Annotated in this window: 17 protein-coding genes, 1 pseudogene and 1 other annotated feature; of the genes and pseudogenes, 16 read left to right on the top strand and 2 right to left on the bottom strand. The window is 31.7% G+C overall.

The window, feature by feature from the left end:
- Window positions 1-63: 63 nt before the first annotated feature.
- Complete coding sequence (locus ACGHJ8_RS06755; protein ID WP_211964733.1) at window positions 64-963, top strand: hypothetical protein; 900 nt, start codon at window positions 64-66, stop codon at window positions 961-963.
- Window positions 964-990: 27 nt separating this feature from the next.
- Window positions 991-1,257, top strand: coding sequence for a hypothetical protein (locus ACGHJ8_RS06760; RefSeq protein WP_211964732.1), 267 nt, complete (start codon window positions 991-993; stop codon window positions 1,255-1,257).
- 29 nt (window positions 1,258-1,286) lie between these two features.
- On the opposite strand, the gene ACGHJ8_RS06765 is transcribed toward ACGHJ8_RS06760, so the two are convergent.
- Window positions 1,287-2,642, bottom strand: a complete 1,356-nt coding sequence (locus tag ACGHJ8_RS06765) for an MATE family efflux transporter (protein ID WP_211964730.1) — start codon at window positions 2,640-2,642, stop codon at window positions 1,287-1,289.
- A gap of 213 nt (window positions 2,643-2,855) precedes the next feature.
- On the opposite strand from ACGHJ8_RS06765, the gene ACGHJ8_RS06770 reads away from it, so the two are divergent.
- From ACGHJ8_RS06770 to ACGHJ8_RS06785, 4 genes are all read left to right on the top strand, one after another.
- Entirely contained in the window at window positions 2,856-3,593 is a 738-nt protein-coding gene (locus ACGHJ8_RS06770; protein ID WP_211964728.1) for an A24 family peptidase, read from the top strand.
- Window positions 3,594-3,679: 86 nt separating this feature from the next.
- Window positions 3,680-3,915: a binding site (T-box leader), on the top strand.
- Between the two features lie 116 nt (window positions 3,916-4,031).
- Window positions 4,032-5,003 (top strand): ABC transporter substrate-binding protein, encoded by a 972-nt coding sequence (locus tag ACGHJ8_RS06775; RefSeq protein ID WP_211964727.1) that lies wholly within the window; start codon window positions 4,032-4,034, stop codon window positions 5,001-5,003.
- 11 nt (window positions 5,004-5,014) lie between these two features.
- Window positions 5,015-5,881 (top strand): ABC transporter permease, encoded by an 867-nt coding sequence (locus ACGHJ8_RS06780; RefSeq protein ID WP_211964725.1) that lies wholly within the window; start codon window positions 5,015-5,017, stop codon window positions 5,879-5,881.
- A complete protein-coding gene (locus ACGHJ8_RS06785) occupies window positions 5,875-6,657 on the top strand; it encodes an ABC transporter ATP-binding protein (RefSeq protein ID WP_205089059.1) in 783 nt (260 codons plus the stop codon). Before ACGHJ8_RS06780 ends, ACGHJ8_RS06785 begins: the two co-directional genes overlap by 7 nt.
- 41 nt (window positions 6,658-6,698) lie before the next feature.
- Here ACGHJ8_RS06785 and ACGHJ8_RS06790 read toward each other — a convergent pair whose 3' ends face one another.
- Window positions 6,699-7,448 carry a hypothetical protein gene (locus tag ACGHJ8_RS06790; RefSeq protein WP_087360152.1) on the bottom strand — a complete coding sequence of 250 codons (750 nt, stop codon included), beginning with the start codon at window positions 7,446-7,448 and terminating at the stop codon, window positions 6,699-6,701.
- 109 nt (window positions 7,449-7,557) lie between these two features.
- Between ACGHJ8_RS06790 and ACGHJ8_RS06795 the strand changes: the two genes are divergently transcribed.
- From ACGHJ8_RS06795 to ACGHJ8_RS06840, 10 genes and pseudogenes are all read left to right on the top strand, one after another.
- Window positions 7,558-7,842 carry a ParB N-terminal domain-containing protein gene (locus tag ACGHJ8_RS06795; protein ID WP_087360149.1) on the top strand — a complete coding sequence of 95 codons (285 nt, stop codon included), beginning with the start codon at window positions 7,558-7,560 and terminating at the stop codon, window positions 7,840-7,842.
- Window positions 7,811-8,533, top strand: coding sequence for a pseudouridine synthase (locus ACGHJ8_RS06800; protein WP_211964723.1), 723 nt, complete (start codon window positions 7,811-7,813; stop codon window positions 8,531-8,533). Before ACGHJ8_RS06795 ends, ACGHJ8_RS06800 begins: the two co-directional genes overlap by 32 nt.
- A 50-nt stretch (window positions 8,534-8,583) precedes the next feature.
- Window positions 8,584-10,017 (top strand): beta-Ala-His dipeptidase, encoded by a 1,434-nt coding sequence (gene pepD / locus ACGHJ8_RS06805; protein WP_211964721.1) that lies wholly within the window; start codon window positions 8,584-8,586, stop codon window positions 10,015-10,017.
- An 8-nt stretch (window positions 10,018-10,025) separates the two neighbouring features.
- Complete coding sequence (gene rlmD, locus ACGHJ8_RS06810; RefSeq protein WP_087360156.1) at window positions 10,026-11,150, top strand: 23S rRNA (uracil(1939)-C(5))-methyltransferase RlmD; 1,125 nt, start codon at window positions 10,026-10,028, stop codon at window positions 11,148-11,150.
- A gap of 106 nt (window positions 11,151-11,256) precedes the next feature.
- A pseudogene (locus ACGHJ8_RS06815) lies at window positions 11,257-11,718 on the top strand (undecaprenyl-diphosphate phosphatase); the annotation flags it as partial.
- Window positions 11,719-11,882: 164 nt separating this feature from the next.
- The gene (locus ACGHJ8_RS06820) at window positions 11,883-13,562 is read left to right on the top strand and encodes an IS1634 family transposase (protein WP_390542361.1); all 1,680 of its coding nucleotides are present in this window, start codon (window positions 11,883-11,885) and stop codon (window positions 13,560-13,562) included.
- Window positions 13,563-13,868: 306 nt separating this feature from the next.
- Window positions 13,869-14,720 carry an undecaprenyl-diphosphate phosphatase gene (locus ACGHJ8_RS06825; protein ID WP_390542363.1) on the top strand — a complete coding sequence of 284 codons (852 nt, stop codon included), beginning with the start codon at window positions 13,869-13,871 and terminating at the stop codon, window positions 14,718-14,720.
- Window positions 14,721-14,763: 43 nt separating this feature from the next.
- Window positions 14,764-15,246: a GNAT family N-acetyltransferase gene (locus ACGHJ8_RS06830; RefSeq protein ID WP_087360140.1), complete on the top strand. Its 483-nt coding sequence runs from the start codon at window positions 14,764-14,766 to the stop codon at window positions 15,244-15,246.
- On the top strand, window positions 15,243-17,003 hold the full coding sequence (locus ACGHJ8_RS06835; RefSeq protein ID WP_390542365.1) for a hypothetical protein: 1,761 nt from the start codon (window positions 15,243-15,245) through the stop codon (window positions 17,001-17,003). Before ACGHJ8_RS06830 ends, ACGHJ8_RS06835 begins: the two co-directional genes overlap by 4 nt.
- A gap of 15 nt (window positions 17,004-17,018) precedes the next feature.
- Window positions 17,019-17,666: a hemolysin III family protein gene (locus ACGHJ8_RS06840; protein ID WP_087360134.1), complete on the top strand. Its 648-nt coding sequence runs from the start codon at window positions 17,019-17,021 to the stop codon at window positions 17,664-17,666.
- Window positions 17,667-17,668 lie beyond the last annotated feature (2 nt).

The raw sequence follows: 17,668 nt of genomic DNA on the forward strand, positions 1-17,668 counted from the left end.
GTTGCATAAAATAGTTGAAATATGCAACACCATCTATTATAATAAAAGCGAGGAGTGAGAGATATGTTAAAAACATTTGTGGGATATATAGACTTGAAAGATGTTATACATCAAATTGAAGAAAATAAAAAGAAAGAAATGAAAAAGAGATTACATCATCAAAATTTTGATTGTATTTGTGAAGATTATGTTTTCTATACAGAAAAAATAAAAAATGTTTTATTTGAATATTGCAATGATGTCTTTATCAAAAATGATAATGATCTTTACTTTGATATGACACATTCACAATTATTATTTGATGGGGATATGAATGAAGTCATGAAGTCTATTGCTTTTCAAATAGATAGCGAATATCATATTCATATAAATATAGCAATGAGCTTTCATCAAGATTTTGCAAAGTGGATTTATCATCACTGTCAAGACCAATACCGTATGCTTGATTATCATCAGGCTCAAAGAATATTTGGAAAAAATCTTTGCCAAAGCAAAATGCAGGAAATGCAGATATCAACAAGAGAAATTATGGCCCTTCCACAATTATTTGGTGAAAATGATCAGATAGCTTTTTCGTGCTATGATGATGCATGTTGCATTGGGGAAAGATTAACAAAAAAACTTGTTTCACAACTTAAAGAAAAAGATTATGGTATTCGTCATATCCAAATTCAGTACTACGATGACAATTTAAAAATTTATAAGGAAGAAAAACAGTTAAGGAATTATACAAATATTTACAACGAAATCTATTATACTGTTATGCAGCTTTTGGAAAATATCTCTTATCAGAAAACATATTTTGGATTGAAAATATTATTAAGTGATTTTGAAGATTATCAAGAAAAAACGGATATTTTCAATGTCAAAAAAACATCCTTCTTAGCAAAATGGATAAGCCTGAAACCTCATTATCATTTTTTACCAGAAAACAGATTCTTTAAAAATACAGTTGAGTTCTGATGTTATCTCGGTAAGGAGAGTAGAACTATGTGTGATATGGATCATGTTTTAAAAGATATATATACATCGGATACAATTCTCATTCAAGATGAAGAAATGATGCTTGAACAAGTACATATTCGTTATTTTGACTTTATGGATTATATACATGAACGTATGATTGAAGGAAAAGTCACTTTGACAGATGAAGAAATTGAAGATTTAGAAGATTGTGTCAATGATTTTGCATTCGAATATGGTTTTATTCAGTTTAAACGTGGTATTCATCTGGCCACAGCTATTGAACACGCATAATACGTAATAATAAAAAGCAGGAAATGAGCTTAAAGATTTTCATTTCCTGTTTTTGTATGTTTGTAAACTTTTTGATAAAGAATGAATGCTACACATGTTGCAATCAGTTCTGATAGTGGGAAAGTTAACCAGATACCATTTAAACCTATAAGGGGTAATAATATAAATGATAAAGGAATGATAATAATAAATTGTCTTGTGAGTGTAATCATTAATGAAACGGGTCCTTTTCCTAATGATTCAAAAACACCGGACATAACAATGGCGAATGTTGAAAAAATAAAACTTAAAGATAAAATACGTAAACCAGTTGTTCCAATAGTTAACATATCTTGATTCGCATTAAATAATTGTAATATTGGTGATGGGAAAATAAAGAATAGACATGTTCCTAACAATAAGATAAAACCAATAGTTAAAGTTGCCATTTTTAATGTTTGATCCATGCGGTCTTTTTGATTAGCACCATAATTGTAACTCATGATTGGACGCATTCCCTGTACAACACCAGTGGTAGGCATATTGACAAAGGTTTGAAGTTTATAATAAACACCAAAAAATGCAACAGCTGTCTGTGATACAGAGGCAAGGATTCCATTGAGTGCTGAAACAAGCACTGATGGTAAACACATCATAACTCCAGATGGTATAGCAATCGAGTAAAGTTGCTTAAATGTTGCCCAATGGAGGTGAAAATGACGAAAAGAAATATGAATATGTGAGTTATAGCGTGAAAAAAGATAAATAGATAAGAAACAGGCACTGAATTGTCCAATCACGGTTGCCAGTGCGGCACCACTAACACCTAAGGCTGGAAAACCAAAATAACCAAAAATCATGATTGGATCTAAAATGATATTGATGATTGCACCAACCATTTGCATAATCATGGGAATAATCATGTTTCCACATGCCTGAAACATTTTTTCAATTGCTAAATGAATAAATGTTGAAAAAGTCAATGTAATGACAATCACACCATATTCCTGTCCATAACGAATGACCTCTGGATTTTGGGTAAAAAGCGTCATAAAAGGTTGAATGAAAAATAATCCTAATATAACAAATAATAAAGAATGAAGAAGTGTCATCACGATTCCTTGACTGGCAACAAAAGAGGCTTCTTGATGATTATGGGCACCTAAGTGTCTGGCAATCAAAGCATTCATTGCAATACCTACTCCACAAGAAAAAGCCAGTGATAAATTTTGCAGGGGATAAATCAGTGATACTGCGGTTAGAGCTGACTCTCCCAGTTGAGCAACAAAGATACTATCAATAATATTGTATAAAGATTGAATAAGCATTGAAATCATTGGCGGAAAGGCCATTGACATCAAAAGGGGAAATATGGGTTTATATCCCATAGGATTTCTTTTTTCCATAAATATAATTCTCCTTTCATAAAAAAAGCCATAGATTTTTCTATTTATAAATCAGAAATAGAGAAATCTATAGCTTTTCAGCATAAATTATTTTATAGAAAAAAAGAAAAATGTCAAATACTTTTGTTGGAAATTTATCCTTTTTATGGTAAAATAATGTCGAAATATGAAACAAAACCAACTATAAAAATATCTATGAAAGGGGAAATAAAGATGTTTTTATATGTCTGGTTTTTTATTTTAGGAACAATTGTTGGAAGTTTTTTTCAACTATGTATGGATCGTTTACCGTTAGGATTAGATGTGATAAAAGGACGAAGTTTTTGCTTTCGTTGTTTTCATCCTCTACAATGGAAAGATTTAATTCCCGTTATGAGTTTTATTTTATTAAAAGGAAGATGTCGTTATTGTCAACGTCGTATTTCTTTACGTTATCCTTTATTTGAAATATTAAGTGGGTTATTACTTGTATTCATGGTATATTATATCACGCCAATGGGGAAAGCTTTTCTTCTTTATTTATTAATAATGGATTTTATTACATTAACAGTTATTGATAAAAAATGGCAAATTATACCTGATTTTACGCTTTTATTAGAAGCTGTTCTTACCATTGGTCTAATATTTTATATTGATGTTCCGTTTTATGAAAGGATTATAGGAATGTTCATTATTAGTTTACCTATGTTTTTAATGAATCAATGGGTTATAGAAAGCTTCGGTGGTGGTGATATCAAACTGATGTTTATCAGTGGTTTTTTGTTGGGATATGTTCATATTCTATTAGCTTTTTGTATTGCAGTTATTGTTGGAGGGTTATATGCAGGGTACTTACTTATCCGTCAAAAAGCACATCGTCATAGCCATATTGCTTTTGGTGGTTTCTTATGTCTGGGAATCCTTGTTTCATTGTTTTATGGAGAATTGATTTTATCTTTTTGTTTTCTTTGATTTGTTTTATTTCAAAAATAATTTTTAATATTTATTTATTTGCTAAAATGATTGACATTATTTTAATCTTATGATATTTTATAAAAAAGAAACCGATGAGTGGGAGATAAAACTTAAAGATGTGCTTTTAGAGAGTCTAGGATGGTGAAAGCTAGATAGTGGCAGTTAGGTAAATGGACCCACGAGGGCAAAGGGGAAAGGCAACGAGTATCCTGCGACGTGAGCTCACGTTATCGAGCAAAAATGTGTTGGCATTTTAATGAGTGGGTTATTTTCATAACCAATAAAGGTGGTACCGCAGATGATAACATCTGTCCTTTGATGGACAGATGTTTTTTGTTTAGATGCCAATGAGAAAGGAGAATGGTTATGTTTTTGAAGCGATGGTGTCTTTCTTTAATGTAAAAATGAATACAATAAAGAAAGGTGAGGAAAATGATGAAGAAGATATATAAACAAATTTTATTAGCATTGAGTGTCTTATTGATGGTAGGATGTCAAAATACAAATACAAAAATGAAAAAAGTTGCTATTATACAATATATGGAACATGCATCTTTAGATACGATTAAAGCGTCTTTTGAGCAACAAATGGAAAATTTAGGATATAAAGATGGTGAAAATGTCGAATATATTTTTAAAAATGCACAAGGAGATAACAATATTGCAGCAAGTATTACCCAAACATTTCAGTCTGAAGATGCAGACGTTGTCGTAGCTATTGCAACACCTGTTGCTCAATCTGTGGCATCACTTTCAAAAACAACACCAATAGTTTTTGCAGCAGTCAGTGACCCAATTGGTGCAAAGTTGACAACTTCTTTAGAACATCCTGATAAAAATATAACAGGAACGAGTGATGAAATACAGGTCGATCTTATTCTTGATAGAGCTTTACAGTTACAGCCAGATTTAAAAACTTTAGGTGTTATTTACAATAAAGGGGAAGCCAATTCAGTAACGAATATTCAAAAGGCAAAAGATTATGCCAAGACACATCATTTAACAATCAAAGAAGCAACGATTACTAATGTGAATGAAGTGCAAAGTGCTATTGATGTGCTAGCAAATCAATGTGATGCTGTGTTTGCTCCTAATGATAATACTGTTGCCAGTGCAATGAATGTGGTGAGTCATGCCTGTATAGAAGCGAAAGTGCCTCTTTATGTAGGTGCTGATTCAATGGTTCAAGAGGGTGGTTTTTTAAGTGTTGGTATTAATTATGAAGATTTAGGAAAAGAAACAGCAAATATGGTTGATCAGGTTTTAAATGGAACACCGGTAAGTGATATTCCTGTAAAAGTTTTTAAAGATGATTTAAATGTTTATGTAAATGAAGATGTCGTGAATGAATTAGACATCACATTACCTGAAACACTTTTACAGGATAAAGCATTACAATTGATGTAGGGGTGAAAATGATGAATCAGGTTATTATTATTGGAGCATTAGAATTAGGTGGCATATTTTCGATAATGTCTTTAGGATTATATATTAGTTATAAAGTTTTAAACTTACCCGATTTAACGGTGGACGGAAGCTTTACATTAGGTTGTGCTGTCAGTGCAGTGATGACATTATCTGGTCATCCTGTCATTGGTTTGATTTTAGCGTTTATTTCTGGTTTATTAGCAGGGCTGGTGACAGGAATTTTAACAACCAAATTAAAGATAGCGTCTTTACTGGCAGGAATTTTGACAATGACTGGGCTTTATTCTGTGAATCTCAAAATTATGAATGATTCACCTAACATTTCTTTGTTTGATTGTTCAACCGTGTTTACACCCTTATCTGCTTTTGGAGAGTATGGCGTTCTTTTATTCGTTGGAGTTGTCGTTATTGTGGTGGTATTGTGTCTTCACTATTTTTTAAAAACCCAGTTTGGCTTAGCCTTACGTGCTTGTGGTGATAATGAAGATATGGTCAAAGCTTCTTCTATTGATGTCGATGTCATGAAAATGATTGGGCTTTCTCTCGCTAATGGACTAGTTTCTTTATCAGGAGCTATCTATGCCCAACATCAAGCTTTTAGTGATAGTCAAAGTGGAACAGGAATGATGGTTATTGGACTTGCCAGTATTATTATAGGGATGGCTTTTATTAAAAAAGATCAAATTGGTTATCAATTGTTAGCAGTTATTGTGGGATCTGTTATTTATCGTGGTATTTTAACAATCGCATTACAAATAGGGATTCCATCAACAGATTTAAAATTATTATCAGCTATACTTGTTGTAGTGGCTTTAATATTAACAAAAGTCAAGGTGAGGAGGAAAGAGGTATGTTAGAACTTCAAGATATATCAGTTGTTTTTCATCCTAAAACAATCAATGAAAAAGTTGCTTTATCACATATCAATTTTCGCATTGAAGATGGTGATTTTGTCACTATTATTGGGAGTAATGGAGCAGGGAAATCGACATTGTTCCAGACAATCAGTGGGGCCGTTACCCCTTATCACGGACATATCTTTCTTAATCAGCAGGACATCACTTCATTAAAGGAACATAAGCGTTCCCGTTTTATTGGTCGTCTTTTTCAAGACCCACTTAAAGGAACGGCTCCATCTATGACGATTGCAGAAAATCTGGCATTGGCTGGATGTCAAGGGCATTACTTTCATTTAAGACCCATTTTAGCTAAACAACGTCAACAGATGTACATGGCTTTAAAAGAATTAAATCTAGGATTAGAAGAACGTATGGACACAAAGGTCGGCGTTCTTTCTGGAGGACAGCGACAAGCTTTATCGTTGTTGATGGCAACTTATGCAAAACCACAACTTTTATTGCTTGATGAACATACAGCAGCTTTAGATCCCCAAACCGCTTCAAAGGTTTTAGAACTCACAGCCAAGATTGTTAAAAAATATCATATGACAACATTAATGGTGACCCATAATATGCAAGATGCTTTAACTTATGGACAAAAAATTATGATTATGAAAGAGGGCCAAATCATTGATGTGATTGATAGAGAACGTAAAAAAGACTTGACAGTTGAACAACTGATTCATCTCTATTCATCAAAAACACATGATTATAATGATCGTATATTGCTTTAAAGAAAAAAAGATATAGCTATCACAAGTTATATCTTTTTTCTTTAGAGATAATATTGTTGAAAATAATGTAAACGAATTAAATCACAAATAGTCATAATCTGATAATTAAAGTTAATACTATCAAATTTACCCGGAACATAAATAACCTTGCAATTAGGTGTTGTTTCTGTTTTCAGATATTTTTTATTTTGAGTAATTAAAATTTGTTGTGACTGGTCAATATGAACATCGGCTTTAGATTTCTTAAATCCTTCAAGATAACGACCTGTTGCACTAATTACAATAGCCACATCATGTTCGTCCATGACAATAGGATCATAATTATGATATTGAATAAATGGTTTACCAAAAGTAATCATATCTGTTTGCAGTTCTATCGCAATAGAAATAGGATATAAAGCTCCAAATACAACAATTCTTTTCGCGCGATAGAGTTTTTGACAAATATCACTGATAATTTTTTCCATTTCATCATCACTGCAATCTTTGTCCATTTTTTCAATGAACTCACGACTATCAACACCAATCATTCTGACACGAATCTGATTCAAACGTGTCTGATGATGGTTAACAAGTGTTTCTCTAAATTCTTCATATTCATGAAAACCAAGTAATGCAATAAATGCATAGAGTTCTTCTTTTTTAAAGCAACCTTTCTTTAAAAAATCTTCTTCACTCATATCTTCCATTTCCAGATAATGAAAAATAATAAATGTACAGATTTTATAATTATAGTCGTGGAATAATGTTCCATTTAAATAAGTAAGAATACGGCTTAGTAATATGTTCATAGAATACCTCCCTTATTCAACATTATAACATGTTTAAAAAGAAAAACATAAAGATTTTGCTTTTTTGAAAAAAATGATATAATCAAGAAAAATGCGAGGTGGTTAAAGAATGCGTATCAATAAAATAGATATTTCAAAGATTCATTTTCATTATCAAAAATATGATCCTTCACTCTATCAATCTATTTTAAGAATCGGTTTTTCTTTTCCTATAACTGTTAATCAAAATGGAGAAACCTATGAATGTATTGATGGACACAAACGTTTATCTGTTTTACAGGATATTTTACAAGATCATTTATCTTATTCAAGAGGCTCATTTGTCCCGGTTATTATTAAAAATCTAGGAAATGATCGTTCTAATGACTGTTGGAGAGGAAGAAACCATCATTAAAGATTTATATCTTGTCCTTATGAAAAATCAGCTAGGCAATGTAAAAGAATGTAAAAATCTGATAAGAAAAGGGCATGTAGAAGTGAATGGGCATTGTGAAAGAGATTTTCGTTATCGAGTGAAAAAAGAAGATTGTATTTTTGTTGATGGTCAAAGAATTAATGCAACACCTTTTGTGTATTATATGCTTTATAAACCCGCAGGTTATATATGTGCTAGTCGTGATGCTGTGTATCCTTGTGTCGTTGATTTGATTGGACGTCAAGACTGTTATTGTGTTGGTAGATTGGATATAGATACAACAGGTTTTGTTTTATTAACAAACGATGCTTCTTTATCTAAAAAACTTTTGCTTCCTGAAAATCATGTAGAAAAGGTTTATGAAGTATGGACACAATCCCCTATAACAAAACAGGATGTTATTGACTTTGAAAAAGGTATCATCATTGATCATCATGTCCAATGTTTACCATCTCGTTTAGAAATCATAGATGATTATCATTGTCTTGTGACATTAAAAGAGGGGAAATATCATCAAATTAAAAAAATGTTTCTTTCTATTTCTAATCAAGTTGTCGGCTTGAAAAGAATTGCTTTTGCTGGAATAACTTTAGATTCTCGTCTTGAACTGGGACAATATCGTCATTTCAATGATGAGGAAATGGCTTGTCTTCAGGCGGCATTAAGATAGACACAAGGGGAAGAACTTGTTATAATTGAAACAGAATTGGAGGATGAAATATGGCTATATTAGATACAAATCAACTTATATATCGTTATTTTGAAGAAATATCACAAATTCCACATGGTTCATGTCATGAACAGGACTTAGCGGATTATATCGTTGCTTTGGCTGAAAAGCATCATTTAAATTATCAAAGAGATGAAATGCACAATGTTATTGTTTTTAAAGAGGCAAGTCAAGGTTATGAAGATCATGAACCGGTGATGTTACAGGCTCATATCGACATGGTGAATGAAAAAAATAAAGAAAGTGATCATGATTTTGATCATGATCCTTTACAGCTTTATATTGAAGATGGTTTTTTACATGCTTATCAGACAACTTTAGGTGCTGATGATGGATGTGGAGTTTGTTATATGCTGGCATTATTAACTGATGAGCAATTATTACATCCAGCATTGGAATGTGTGTTTACAGTTCAAGAAGAAATAGGTCTTTGTGGGGCAATGGCACTTGATACAAGTTCATTAAAGGCCAGACGTCTTATTAATCTGGATAATGAAGCTGAAGGTGAAACTTGTGTGTCTTCATCTGGTGGAAATGATCTTCTCATTACAAAAGAAATCACAGGACAGGATAACGATTCTCCGGTTTATGTTATGGAAGTCAAAGGTCTTATAGGTGGGCATTCTGGTGGATGTATTCATCTAGGACGTGGAAATGCAAATAAGATTGCAGGACGTATTTTGTTTCATTTATTAAAACAGGGAATGGATATTCGTTTGATTGAAGTGAATGGTGGATTGAAAAATAATGCCATTCCTCGTGAGTGTACAGTTGCTTTTGCAAGCAATCAATCTTATGATGAATTGGCTTATCATATTGGACAAATGGAAGATATCGTTAAAAAAGAACTGGAAATGACAGACCCAGATTTTTATGTGGAATTACATCAGGATGAATGCGATGTCTGTATAACATCTAAAGATAGTGAAGCCATGATTTCTATCATGTATCTTTGTCAAAATGGAATGCTGGAAATGTCACCAGTTATCGATCATTTACCTGTTTTATCATTAAATATGGGTGTCATTCGTACTCATGATCATAGTTTAACTATTGATTATTCATTACGTTCGCCCGTTAAAAGTTTGCGTGATGAATTATGTCTGCAGTTAGAAACGATTGCATATCTTTATGGTGCTTCAGTTCAAGTATCCAATGAATATCCGGGGTGGGATTATGACCCTCATTCACGTTTAAGAGCACAATTTAAACAATTCTATCAACAATATGCCCATGAACCACTTAAGGAAGTCGCAACACATGGAGGCTTAGAAACAGGAGTATTGAAACAAAAAATACCAGATTTAGATATTATCACTTATGGTCCACATATGGAAAATGTGCATACACCGGATGAAAAACTTGATCTTGCATCTTATTTAAGATGTTATGAATGTCTTGTTGCATTTTTAGAAACATTATAGAGGTTGATATGGATTGCCCTATTAAGAAACAATGTGGTAGCTGTCAATATATAGGAATGGATTATTCTAAACAGCTATCCATCAAAAAAGAAAAATGTGAAAAATTATTTCCTCATCAACGTGTTCATGATGTTGCTGGAATGCAAAATCCATATTTTTATCGTAATAAAGTCATTGTTGCTTTTAATCAAAAATATGAATATGGTTTATATGAAGAAACCTCACATCGCATTGTTCCTATGAAAGCTTGTTTATTGCATGATGAACAAACACATCTAGTTTTAACACAACTTCAAAAGATGTTAAAAAAGTATCGTGTTTCTATTTATGATGAGAACAGAAATCGAGGATTTTTAAGACATGTATTGATTCGTCGTGCTGTGACAACGAATCAGACACTGGTTGTGCTTGTTGGAAGGGAAGCTGTTATGAAAGGGAGCAAAAACTTCTGTCAGGAACTTGTTAAAGCATGTCCATCGGTTCAATCAGTTGTTTTGAATATTAATAATCGACAGACGAGCATTGTTTTATCAAAACAAGAAAAGATTCTCTATGGAAAGGGCTTTATTGTAGATAAGTTATGTGGTTTAACCTTTAAAATTTCAGCACAATCTTTTTATCAGATCAATCATGAACAATGCACTTATCTTTATCATCAAGTTTTATCTTTATTAGACTTGCATAAAAATGATGTTATTTTAGATACTTATTGTGGTATTGGAACAATCGGAATGTTTTTAGCTCAATATGTTGATACTGTGATTGGTGTCGAATTAAATCACGAAGCTTATAAAGATGCGATAAATAATGCCAAGATGAATAAAATTCATAATATTCATTTTGTCCATGATGATGCGACTCATTTTATGGTTGAGTTAGCAAAGCAAAAACAAAAGATTGATTGTGTTATTATGGATCCACCACGTGCTGGGAGTACTCAGGCATTTATTGAATCTATAAAAGTCTTACAACCTCGTCAAGTGATTTATGTATCATGTGATCCTTCAACACAAGCTCGTGACTTGAAAATGTTTAACAAAATAGGTTACAAGAGTCGAGATGTTTATCCTGTTGATATGTTTCCACATACAAATCATATTGAATCACTTATTTCTTTATCTCGTGTTTCATGATTCATTTCTATACAAAATTTCATAAATTTTAACAAAAAGCATATACAAATGTGAAGAATTCATATATAGTAATACAGGTATAGTGAATCAATCAGGAGGGTGAGTAATGATTGAAATTTTAAAAGCAATATTGTTTGGTATTGTTGAAGGAATTACAGAATGGTTACCAATCAGTAGTACTGGACATATGATTTTATTAGATGAATTTATTCAATTAGATGTCAGTCCCGAATTTTATAGCATGTTTCAGGTCGTTATTCAATTAGGGGCAATTATGGCTGTTGTTATTTTGTTTTGGAATGATTTCTTTCCATTTGGGAAAAAGGATAACCCATATCCTTTAGCCAAAGAAGGAATTTTATCTTATGTAAAAGTAGATAAAGTTATATTATGGATTAAGATACTTGTTGCTTGTATTCCGGCAGCTGTGGTAGGTGTCCTTTTTGATGAACAGTTGGAAGCTATATTCTATAATTATCAGACTGTATCCATTGCCTTGATTGTTTTTGGGATTGCTTTTATTCTCATTGAAAATCGTAATGCCCATCAACGTAGTCGTATACATTCCCGTCTTTAGAAGTTATCACTATATTTTTTAGGACTTCTTTTTAACCAAATATTAAATTGTGCCGATTTTGTCGGCTTTTTTTGTGTATTTGTATTTTTTTAAATTATTTTTTATGTTATAATATTAATAGTGATAGTAGTGTTATATATTTTGGAGGTATTTTTATGGCTTATTTTCTTAAAAAAACTACTTTAAAGGGCAGGACTTATCTCTCTATCGTTGAAAGTTTCTATTCTCATGAAAAGCGTGGTGCTGCCCATCGTACCTATAAATCTCTTGCTTCTGTTGAAACATGGAAAGCCAAAGGCATCAAAGATCCTATCGCCCACTTCCAGAAGGAAGTTGATGAACTGAACAGTCAGCGCAAAAATGAAGGTGTTCCTAAAATCTCCACTGTTTCCCCTGAACTTTATCTTGGTTATTTTCCTTTTGTTTCTTTAATGAATAAAATGAATATTAAAAAATATGTTGATTATTTCAATCTTTCCAATTCTTTTGAATTTGATCTGTATGAACTGCTTTCTTCTCTGATCTATGCTCGTCTTGTGAATCCCTGCAGTAAACATAAAACTTTTCATGAAGTTCTTCCTCAATTGAAAGATACCGCTCATTTTTCTTATGACCAGCTTCTAGACGGTCTTGCATTTATGGGCAATGATTATGGCAAGTTTATTGAGATTTTTAATGAACAGATGAAGAAAGTCTATAATATCAATACTTCAAAAACTTATTTTGACTGTACTAATTTCTATTTTGAAATTGACAGAGAAGATGATTTCAGACGTAAAGGTCCTTCAAAAGAAAATAGAAAAGATCCTATTGTTAGTTTGGGTCTATTGCTGGATGCCAATCAGATCCCTATTGGCATGAAGTTGTTTCCTGGCAATGAAAGTGAAAAGCCGATTTTAAGGGACGTGATTCAAGGCCTTAAAAAGAAAAATCAAATCGCAGGAAAAACTATACATGTAGCTGATAAAGGACTGAACTGTACTCAAAACATTGCTTTTTCTAAAGAAAATGGAGATGGTTATTTATTTTCTAAATCCGTCAAGACTCTACCTGAAAAAGAAAAAAAGTGGGTATTATTAGATAATGAAGACTGGAAAGAAATAAAAAATGATGAGGGTGCATTATTATATAAATATAAGTCATGCATTGATAAATTTCCTTATCGTATAGAGATTGACGGAAAAAAGAAGACAATATATTTTACTGAGAAACGAGTAGTGACTTATAATCCAAAACTTGCATCTAAAAAAAGATATGAAATCAATAGACAAGTTGAAAAAGCAAAAAAATTATGTTACAGCCAAGCAAAAAAATCTGAATATGGAGATCTGGGAAAATACGTTAATTTTACTGATGAAAATGGAGAAAAAGCAAAAGCAACAATCAATGAGGACATCATAAAAAAGGAACTTGAACTAGCAGGCTATAATCTATTGATTACATCAGAAACAGATATGAAATCAATAGACATCTATAATACCTATCATAATTTATGGAGAATAGAAGAATCATTTAGAATAATGAAATCCGATTTAGATGCCAGACCAGTATTCCTGCAAAAAGAAAACAGTATAAAAGGACATTTTTTGATATGTTATTTGACAGTGTTACTGGAAAGAATATTCCAGTTCAAAGTCTTGGATAACAAATACAGTACTCAGGAAATCATAAAATTTGCAAAAAGTTTTAAGGCAGTAAAAGGAGAAAGTAAATATATTAACGTGACAGCATCGAGCAAATTCATAAAAGAATTTGAGCAAATGACAAAATTACCACTAACAAATTATTACCTGACAGAAAGACAGATAAAGCAAATATTCAACTATAAAGTATAAAAAAACAGTAGTGATCAATTAAAAGATTACTACTGTTTTCAGTTAAACTATCACTATGTTTTAATGCTGGATACCAAAGTCAGGTATTACAATGTATATTATGAAGTAGTCAGTTACACCAATACATATCAAAACCAACTAGTCATAATATACAAACAAGGCATATTGAATCACTTATTTCTTTATCTCGTGTTTCATGATTCATTTCTATACAAAATTTCATAAATTTTAACAAAAAGCATATACAAATGTGAAGAATTCATATATAGTAATACAGGTATAGTGAATCAATCAGGAGGGTGAGTAATGATTGAAATTTTAAAAGCAATATTGTTTGGTATTGTTGAAGGAATTACAGAATGGTTACCAATCAGTAGTACTGGACATATGATTTTATTAGATGAATTTATTCAATTAGATGTCAGTCCCGAATTTTATAGCATGTTTCAGGTCGTTATTCAATTAGGGGCAATTATGGCTGTTGTTATTTTGTTTTGGAATGATTTCTTTCCATTTGGGAAAAAGGATAACCCATATCCTTTAGCCAAAGAAGGAATTTTATCTTATGTAAAAGTAGATAAAGTTATATTATGGATTAAGATACTTGTTGCTTGTATTCCGGCAGCTGTGGTAGGTGTCCTTTTTGATGAACAGTTGGAAGCTATATTCTATAATTATCAGACTGTATCCATTGCCTTGATTGTTTTTGGGATTGCTTTTATTCTCATTGAAAATCGTAATGCCCATCAACGTAGTCGTATACATTCTTTACGTAATATTACAATACAGACTGCTTTATTAATTGGTGTGTTTCAGTTGATTGCAGCTATTTTCCCAGGAACATCTCGTTCTGGAGCAACAATTGTTGGTGCCTTGTTATTAGGGGTGTCAAGAACAGTGGCAGCTGAATTTACATTCTTTTTAGCCATTCCTGTTATGTTTGGAGCATCTTTATTAAAAATTGTGAAATTTGGTTTTGCCTTTACAATGCATGAAGCTATTATTTTGGTTGTTGGCATGATTGTTGCTTTTGTTGTTTCTGTTTTTGTGATTAAGTTTTTAATGGATTATATTAAAAAACATGATTTTAAAGTTTTTGGATGGTATCGTATTGTTTTAGGTATTGTTGTTTTATTATATTTCATATTTTTAGGATAACACGATATAAATCGTGTTTTTTCTTTTTAGGGGGATTCATTTTATGCATTATCAGTTTATCAATCAATGTGATGAAGAACTTTATCATTTTTATCAACGTCAAAAATCTTATTTCTCACTTTTTCATCAAGACATTACTTATCAATTTATTCAAGAAGATATGCAAGGACCAGAAGGATTTTGTGAAGATGATCACTATCATTGTAAAATATATGAAAATCATCAAATGATTGCATATCTTGATTATATGATTGGCTATCGTTTTTCTATGAAACATGATTCTCATTATTTATGGATTGGTCTTTTTATGGTTGAAGAAAGTTTATGGCATCGTCATTATGGAAAACAAATCATTACACATCTTTGTAAGCAATATCCAACGCATACATTGCAATTGGCTTGTTTAGTACAAAATAAAAATGGGTTATCTTTTTGGAAAGCGATGGGATTTCAAGAAATAGCATGTTCATATTGGGGTCATGAAGAAGTTGTAATATTGGAAAAACAAGCAAAGGAGGAATTATGAGTTTTATAGATTTTCAAACAAAATATGATATAACACATAAAAAAAGTATGCATATACATCACTGTTGTAATATTTTATCATTGATTCGTTTTTTATTGTTTATTTTGGTTATTGTTTTTTTGTTACTGGGATATTTTTGGCAAAATGTATGTTATGGATTAGCAGGAGTTGCTTTGATTGCTTTTTTGATTGTTGTCAAGGTGCATCATCGATATAAAAAGCAAGATATTTATATCAATGCTCTCCAACAGGTTTATTTAAAACATCTTCAGCGTCAAAAAGGAAAATGGAAAGATTTTGAAGAATGTGGTAATACATTTCTAGATGAACATGATTACAAGAGTTTTGATTTAGATATATTAGGAAAAAATTCTTTATATCAGATGATATGTCTTGCTTTTACATCGCAAGGGAAAAAACAACTTGCTAGTGACCTGATAAATGATCATTGTTTTGAAGATATGAAAGAACGTCAAGAGGCAGTAAAGGAATTAGCTAATCATCCAAAATTAGTGATTCAGCTAGAAACACTGGGATCATTGATTCCGCGTCAAAAAAAGGATAGTATAGAAAATTGGTTGTACAGTATTCAAAATCAGTCTGTTTCTTCTATATCGCCTTTTCTATTCCTTTTCCCTTTGATTGTCTGTCTAAGTTTGCTTTGTGTTTGTTTTCACTGGTTCATGCCTTATAGTCAGATTATTTTAGAAGCAGGTGTTGTTTTACAGTTATGTATTGCCTTTTTCTTTTACTTTAGACATCAAGCATTATTTGAACCCATTGCATACTTATCCACAGGTTTAGAAAGTTATTCACAATGTTATGCACAAATTGTGAATAACTTATTCACATCAGATTATTTACAAAAACTACAAAAACAGTTAACTGAACAGGAAGATGTTGTTTTGGCAATTCATCAGCTTTCAAGTATTAGTCAAAAAGTCATATATCGTCATAATATTTTTGCTTTTATCATCTTGAATGGATTAGGTTTATTTGATTTCTACATTCATTATCAATATGCACAATGGCTTAAACAATATCAACACGCTATTCCGGTATGGTTTGAGGTACTAGCAAAATTTGAATCTTTAATGAGTTTATCAGTTTTAAAAATAGATCAATTTGATGTTGTCTTGCCAGAAATACAAAAAGAAAAAACACTCGTTTTTACCCATTTATGTCATCCTTTGATTGATCCTCAACAAGTTGTTGGCAATGATTTTGAAATGAGTGATTCCTTATGTGTCATTACTGGTTCTAATATGTCTGGTAAAACAACATTTATGCGTAGCATCGGCTTAAATCTTGTATTGGCTTATGCAGGTGGCTTTGTTTTTGGAAAGTCGTTAAGCTGTTCACCTATGCATATGATGACATCTATGCGTGTGAAAGATAATGTAGAAGAAGGAATTTCCACATTTTATGGAGAACTTTTGCGTATTAAGGAAATGATTGAATATGCTAAAAAACAACAGCCTATGATTTGTTTTATTGATGAGATTTTCAAAGGAACGAATTCTTTGGATCGTATAGCCGGAGCAAAAGCAACAATTGAAAAATTGTCCTTACCTTTTGCCTATACATTTTTAACAACTCACGATTTAGAACTGGGACAACTGAAAAAACAAAACTATCATTTTGATGAATATTATCAAGATGAACACATATGTTTTGACTATAAAATCAAAAAAGGGGTATCTCAGTCTAGTAATGGACAATTTTTATTAAAACAGGTAGGTATTCTTGATAAATAGGGGAGTGTGATTGCAATGAAAGAAAAAACGATGAAAGATATGTTTAAACTGACTTTTGGAGAAGAAGTAGGAAATGCTGTCAGTCATGGGGTTATGGCTTTGTTATGTCTATTTGTTTTACCATTTGTATCAGTTTATTCCTATTTAAGAGGTGGTGTCGTTCGTAGTGTTGGTGTTTCTATTTTTATCATTTGTTTATTTTTAATGTTTTTAATTTCAACCATTTATCATAGTATGGCATATGATTCTCAGCAAAAATATATTTTTAGAAAGCTTGATCACATATGTATCTATCTTGCCATTGCTGGTAGCTATACACCTGTTGCTTTATGTGTCGTGAAAGGATGGGTTGGTATCTTGATTCTTGTCATTCAATGGTCAGCTGTTCTAGCAGGTATATTGTTGAAGGCAATTTCCAAAAGAGCTTTTCCTATTCTATCAACAGCTATTTATCTTGTGATGGGATGGATTGCAGTCATTTTTATTCCTTTTTTAATTCATTCCTCATTCTGGTTTCTCTTTTTCATTGTACTGGGAGGCGTTATGTATTCTATTGGTGTCTTCTTTTATGCAAAACATAAAAAGTTTTTCCATTTTGTATGGCATCTCTTTATTAACTGTGCCAGTATTTTACATTTTATCGCAATTGTCTTTTTGATGTAAAA

The organism is Massiliimicrobium timonense (assembly GCF_042850985.1).
Classification (GTDB): domain Bacteria; phylum Bacillota_I; class Bacilli_A; order Erysipelotrichales; family Coprobacillaceae; genus Allocoprobacillus.

Bases quoted from the DNA above. Each gene is read 5' to 3' on its own strand.
- ACGHJ8_RS06755 (WP_211964733.1), top strand. From the start codon at position 64: ATGTTAAAAACATTTGTGGGATATATAGACTTGAAAGATGTTATACAT.
- ACGHJ8_RS06760 (WP_211964732.1), top strand. From the start codon at position 991: ATGTGTGATATGGATCATGTTTTAAAAGATATATATACATCGGATACA.
- ACGHJ8_RS06765 (WP_211964730.1), bottom strand. From the start codon at position 2,642: ATGGAAAAAAGAAATCCTATGGGATATAAACCCATATTTCCCCTTTTG.
- ACGHJ8_RS06770 (WP_211964728.1), top strand. From the start codon at position 2,856: ATGTTTTTATATGTCTGGTTTTTTATTTTAGGAACAATTGTTGGAAGT.
- ACGHJ8_RS06775 (WP_211964727.1), top strand. From the start codon at position 4,032: ATGAAGAAGATATATAAACAAATTTTATTAGCATTGAGTGTCTTATTG.
- ACGHJ8_RS06780 (WP_211964725.1), top strand. From the start codon at position 5,015: ATGAATCAGGTTATTATTATTGGAGCATTAGAATTAGGTGGCATATTT.
- ACGHJ8_RS06785 (WP_205089059.1), top strand. From the start codon at position 5,875: ATGTTAGAACTTCAAGATATATCAGTTGTTTTTCATCCTAAAACAATC.
- ACGHJ8_RS06790 (WP_087360152.1), bottom strand. From the start codon at position 7,448: ATGAACATATTACTAAGCCGTATTCTTACTTATTTAAATGGAACATTA.
- ACGHJ8_RS06795 (WP_087360149.1), top strand. From the start codon at position 7,558: ATGCGTATCAATAAAATAGATATTTCAAAGATTCATTTTCATTATCAA.
- ACGHJ8_RS06800 (WP_211964723.1), top strand. From the start codon at position 7,811: ATGACTGTTGGAGAGGAAGAAACCATCATTAAAGATTTATATCTTGTC.
- pepD (WP_211964721.1), top strand. From the start codon at position 8,584: ATGGCTATATTAGATACAAATCAACTTATATATCGTTATTTTGAAGAA.
- rlmD (WP_087360156.1), top strand. From the start codon at position 10,026: ATGGATTGCCCTATTAAGAAACAATGTGGTAGCTGTCAATATATAGGA.
- ACGHJ8_RS06820 (WP_390542361.1), top strand. From the start codon at position 11,883: ATGGCTTATTTTCTTAAAAAAACTACTTTAAAGGGCAGGACTTATCTC.
- ACGHJ8_RS06825 (WP_390542363.1), top strand. From the start codon at position 13,869: ATGATTGAAATTTTAAAAGCAATATTGTTTGGTATTGTTGAAGGAATT.
- ACGHJ8_RS06830 (WP_087360140.1), top strand. From the start codon at position 14,764: ATGCATTATCAGTTTATCAATCAATGTGATGAAGAACTTTATCATTTT.
- ACGHJ8_RS06835 (WP_390542365.1), top strand. From the start codon at position 15,243: ATGAGTTTTATAGATTTTCAAACAAAATATGATATAACACATAAAAAA.
- ACGHJ8_RS06840 (WP_087360134.1), top strand. From the start codon at position 17,019: ATGAAAGAAAAAACGATGAAAGATATGTTTAAACTGACTTTTGGAGAA.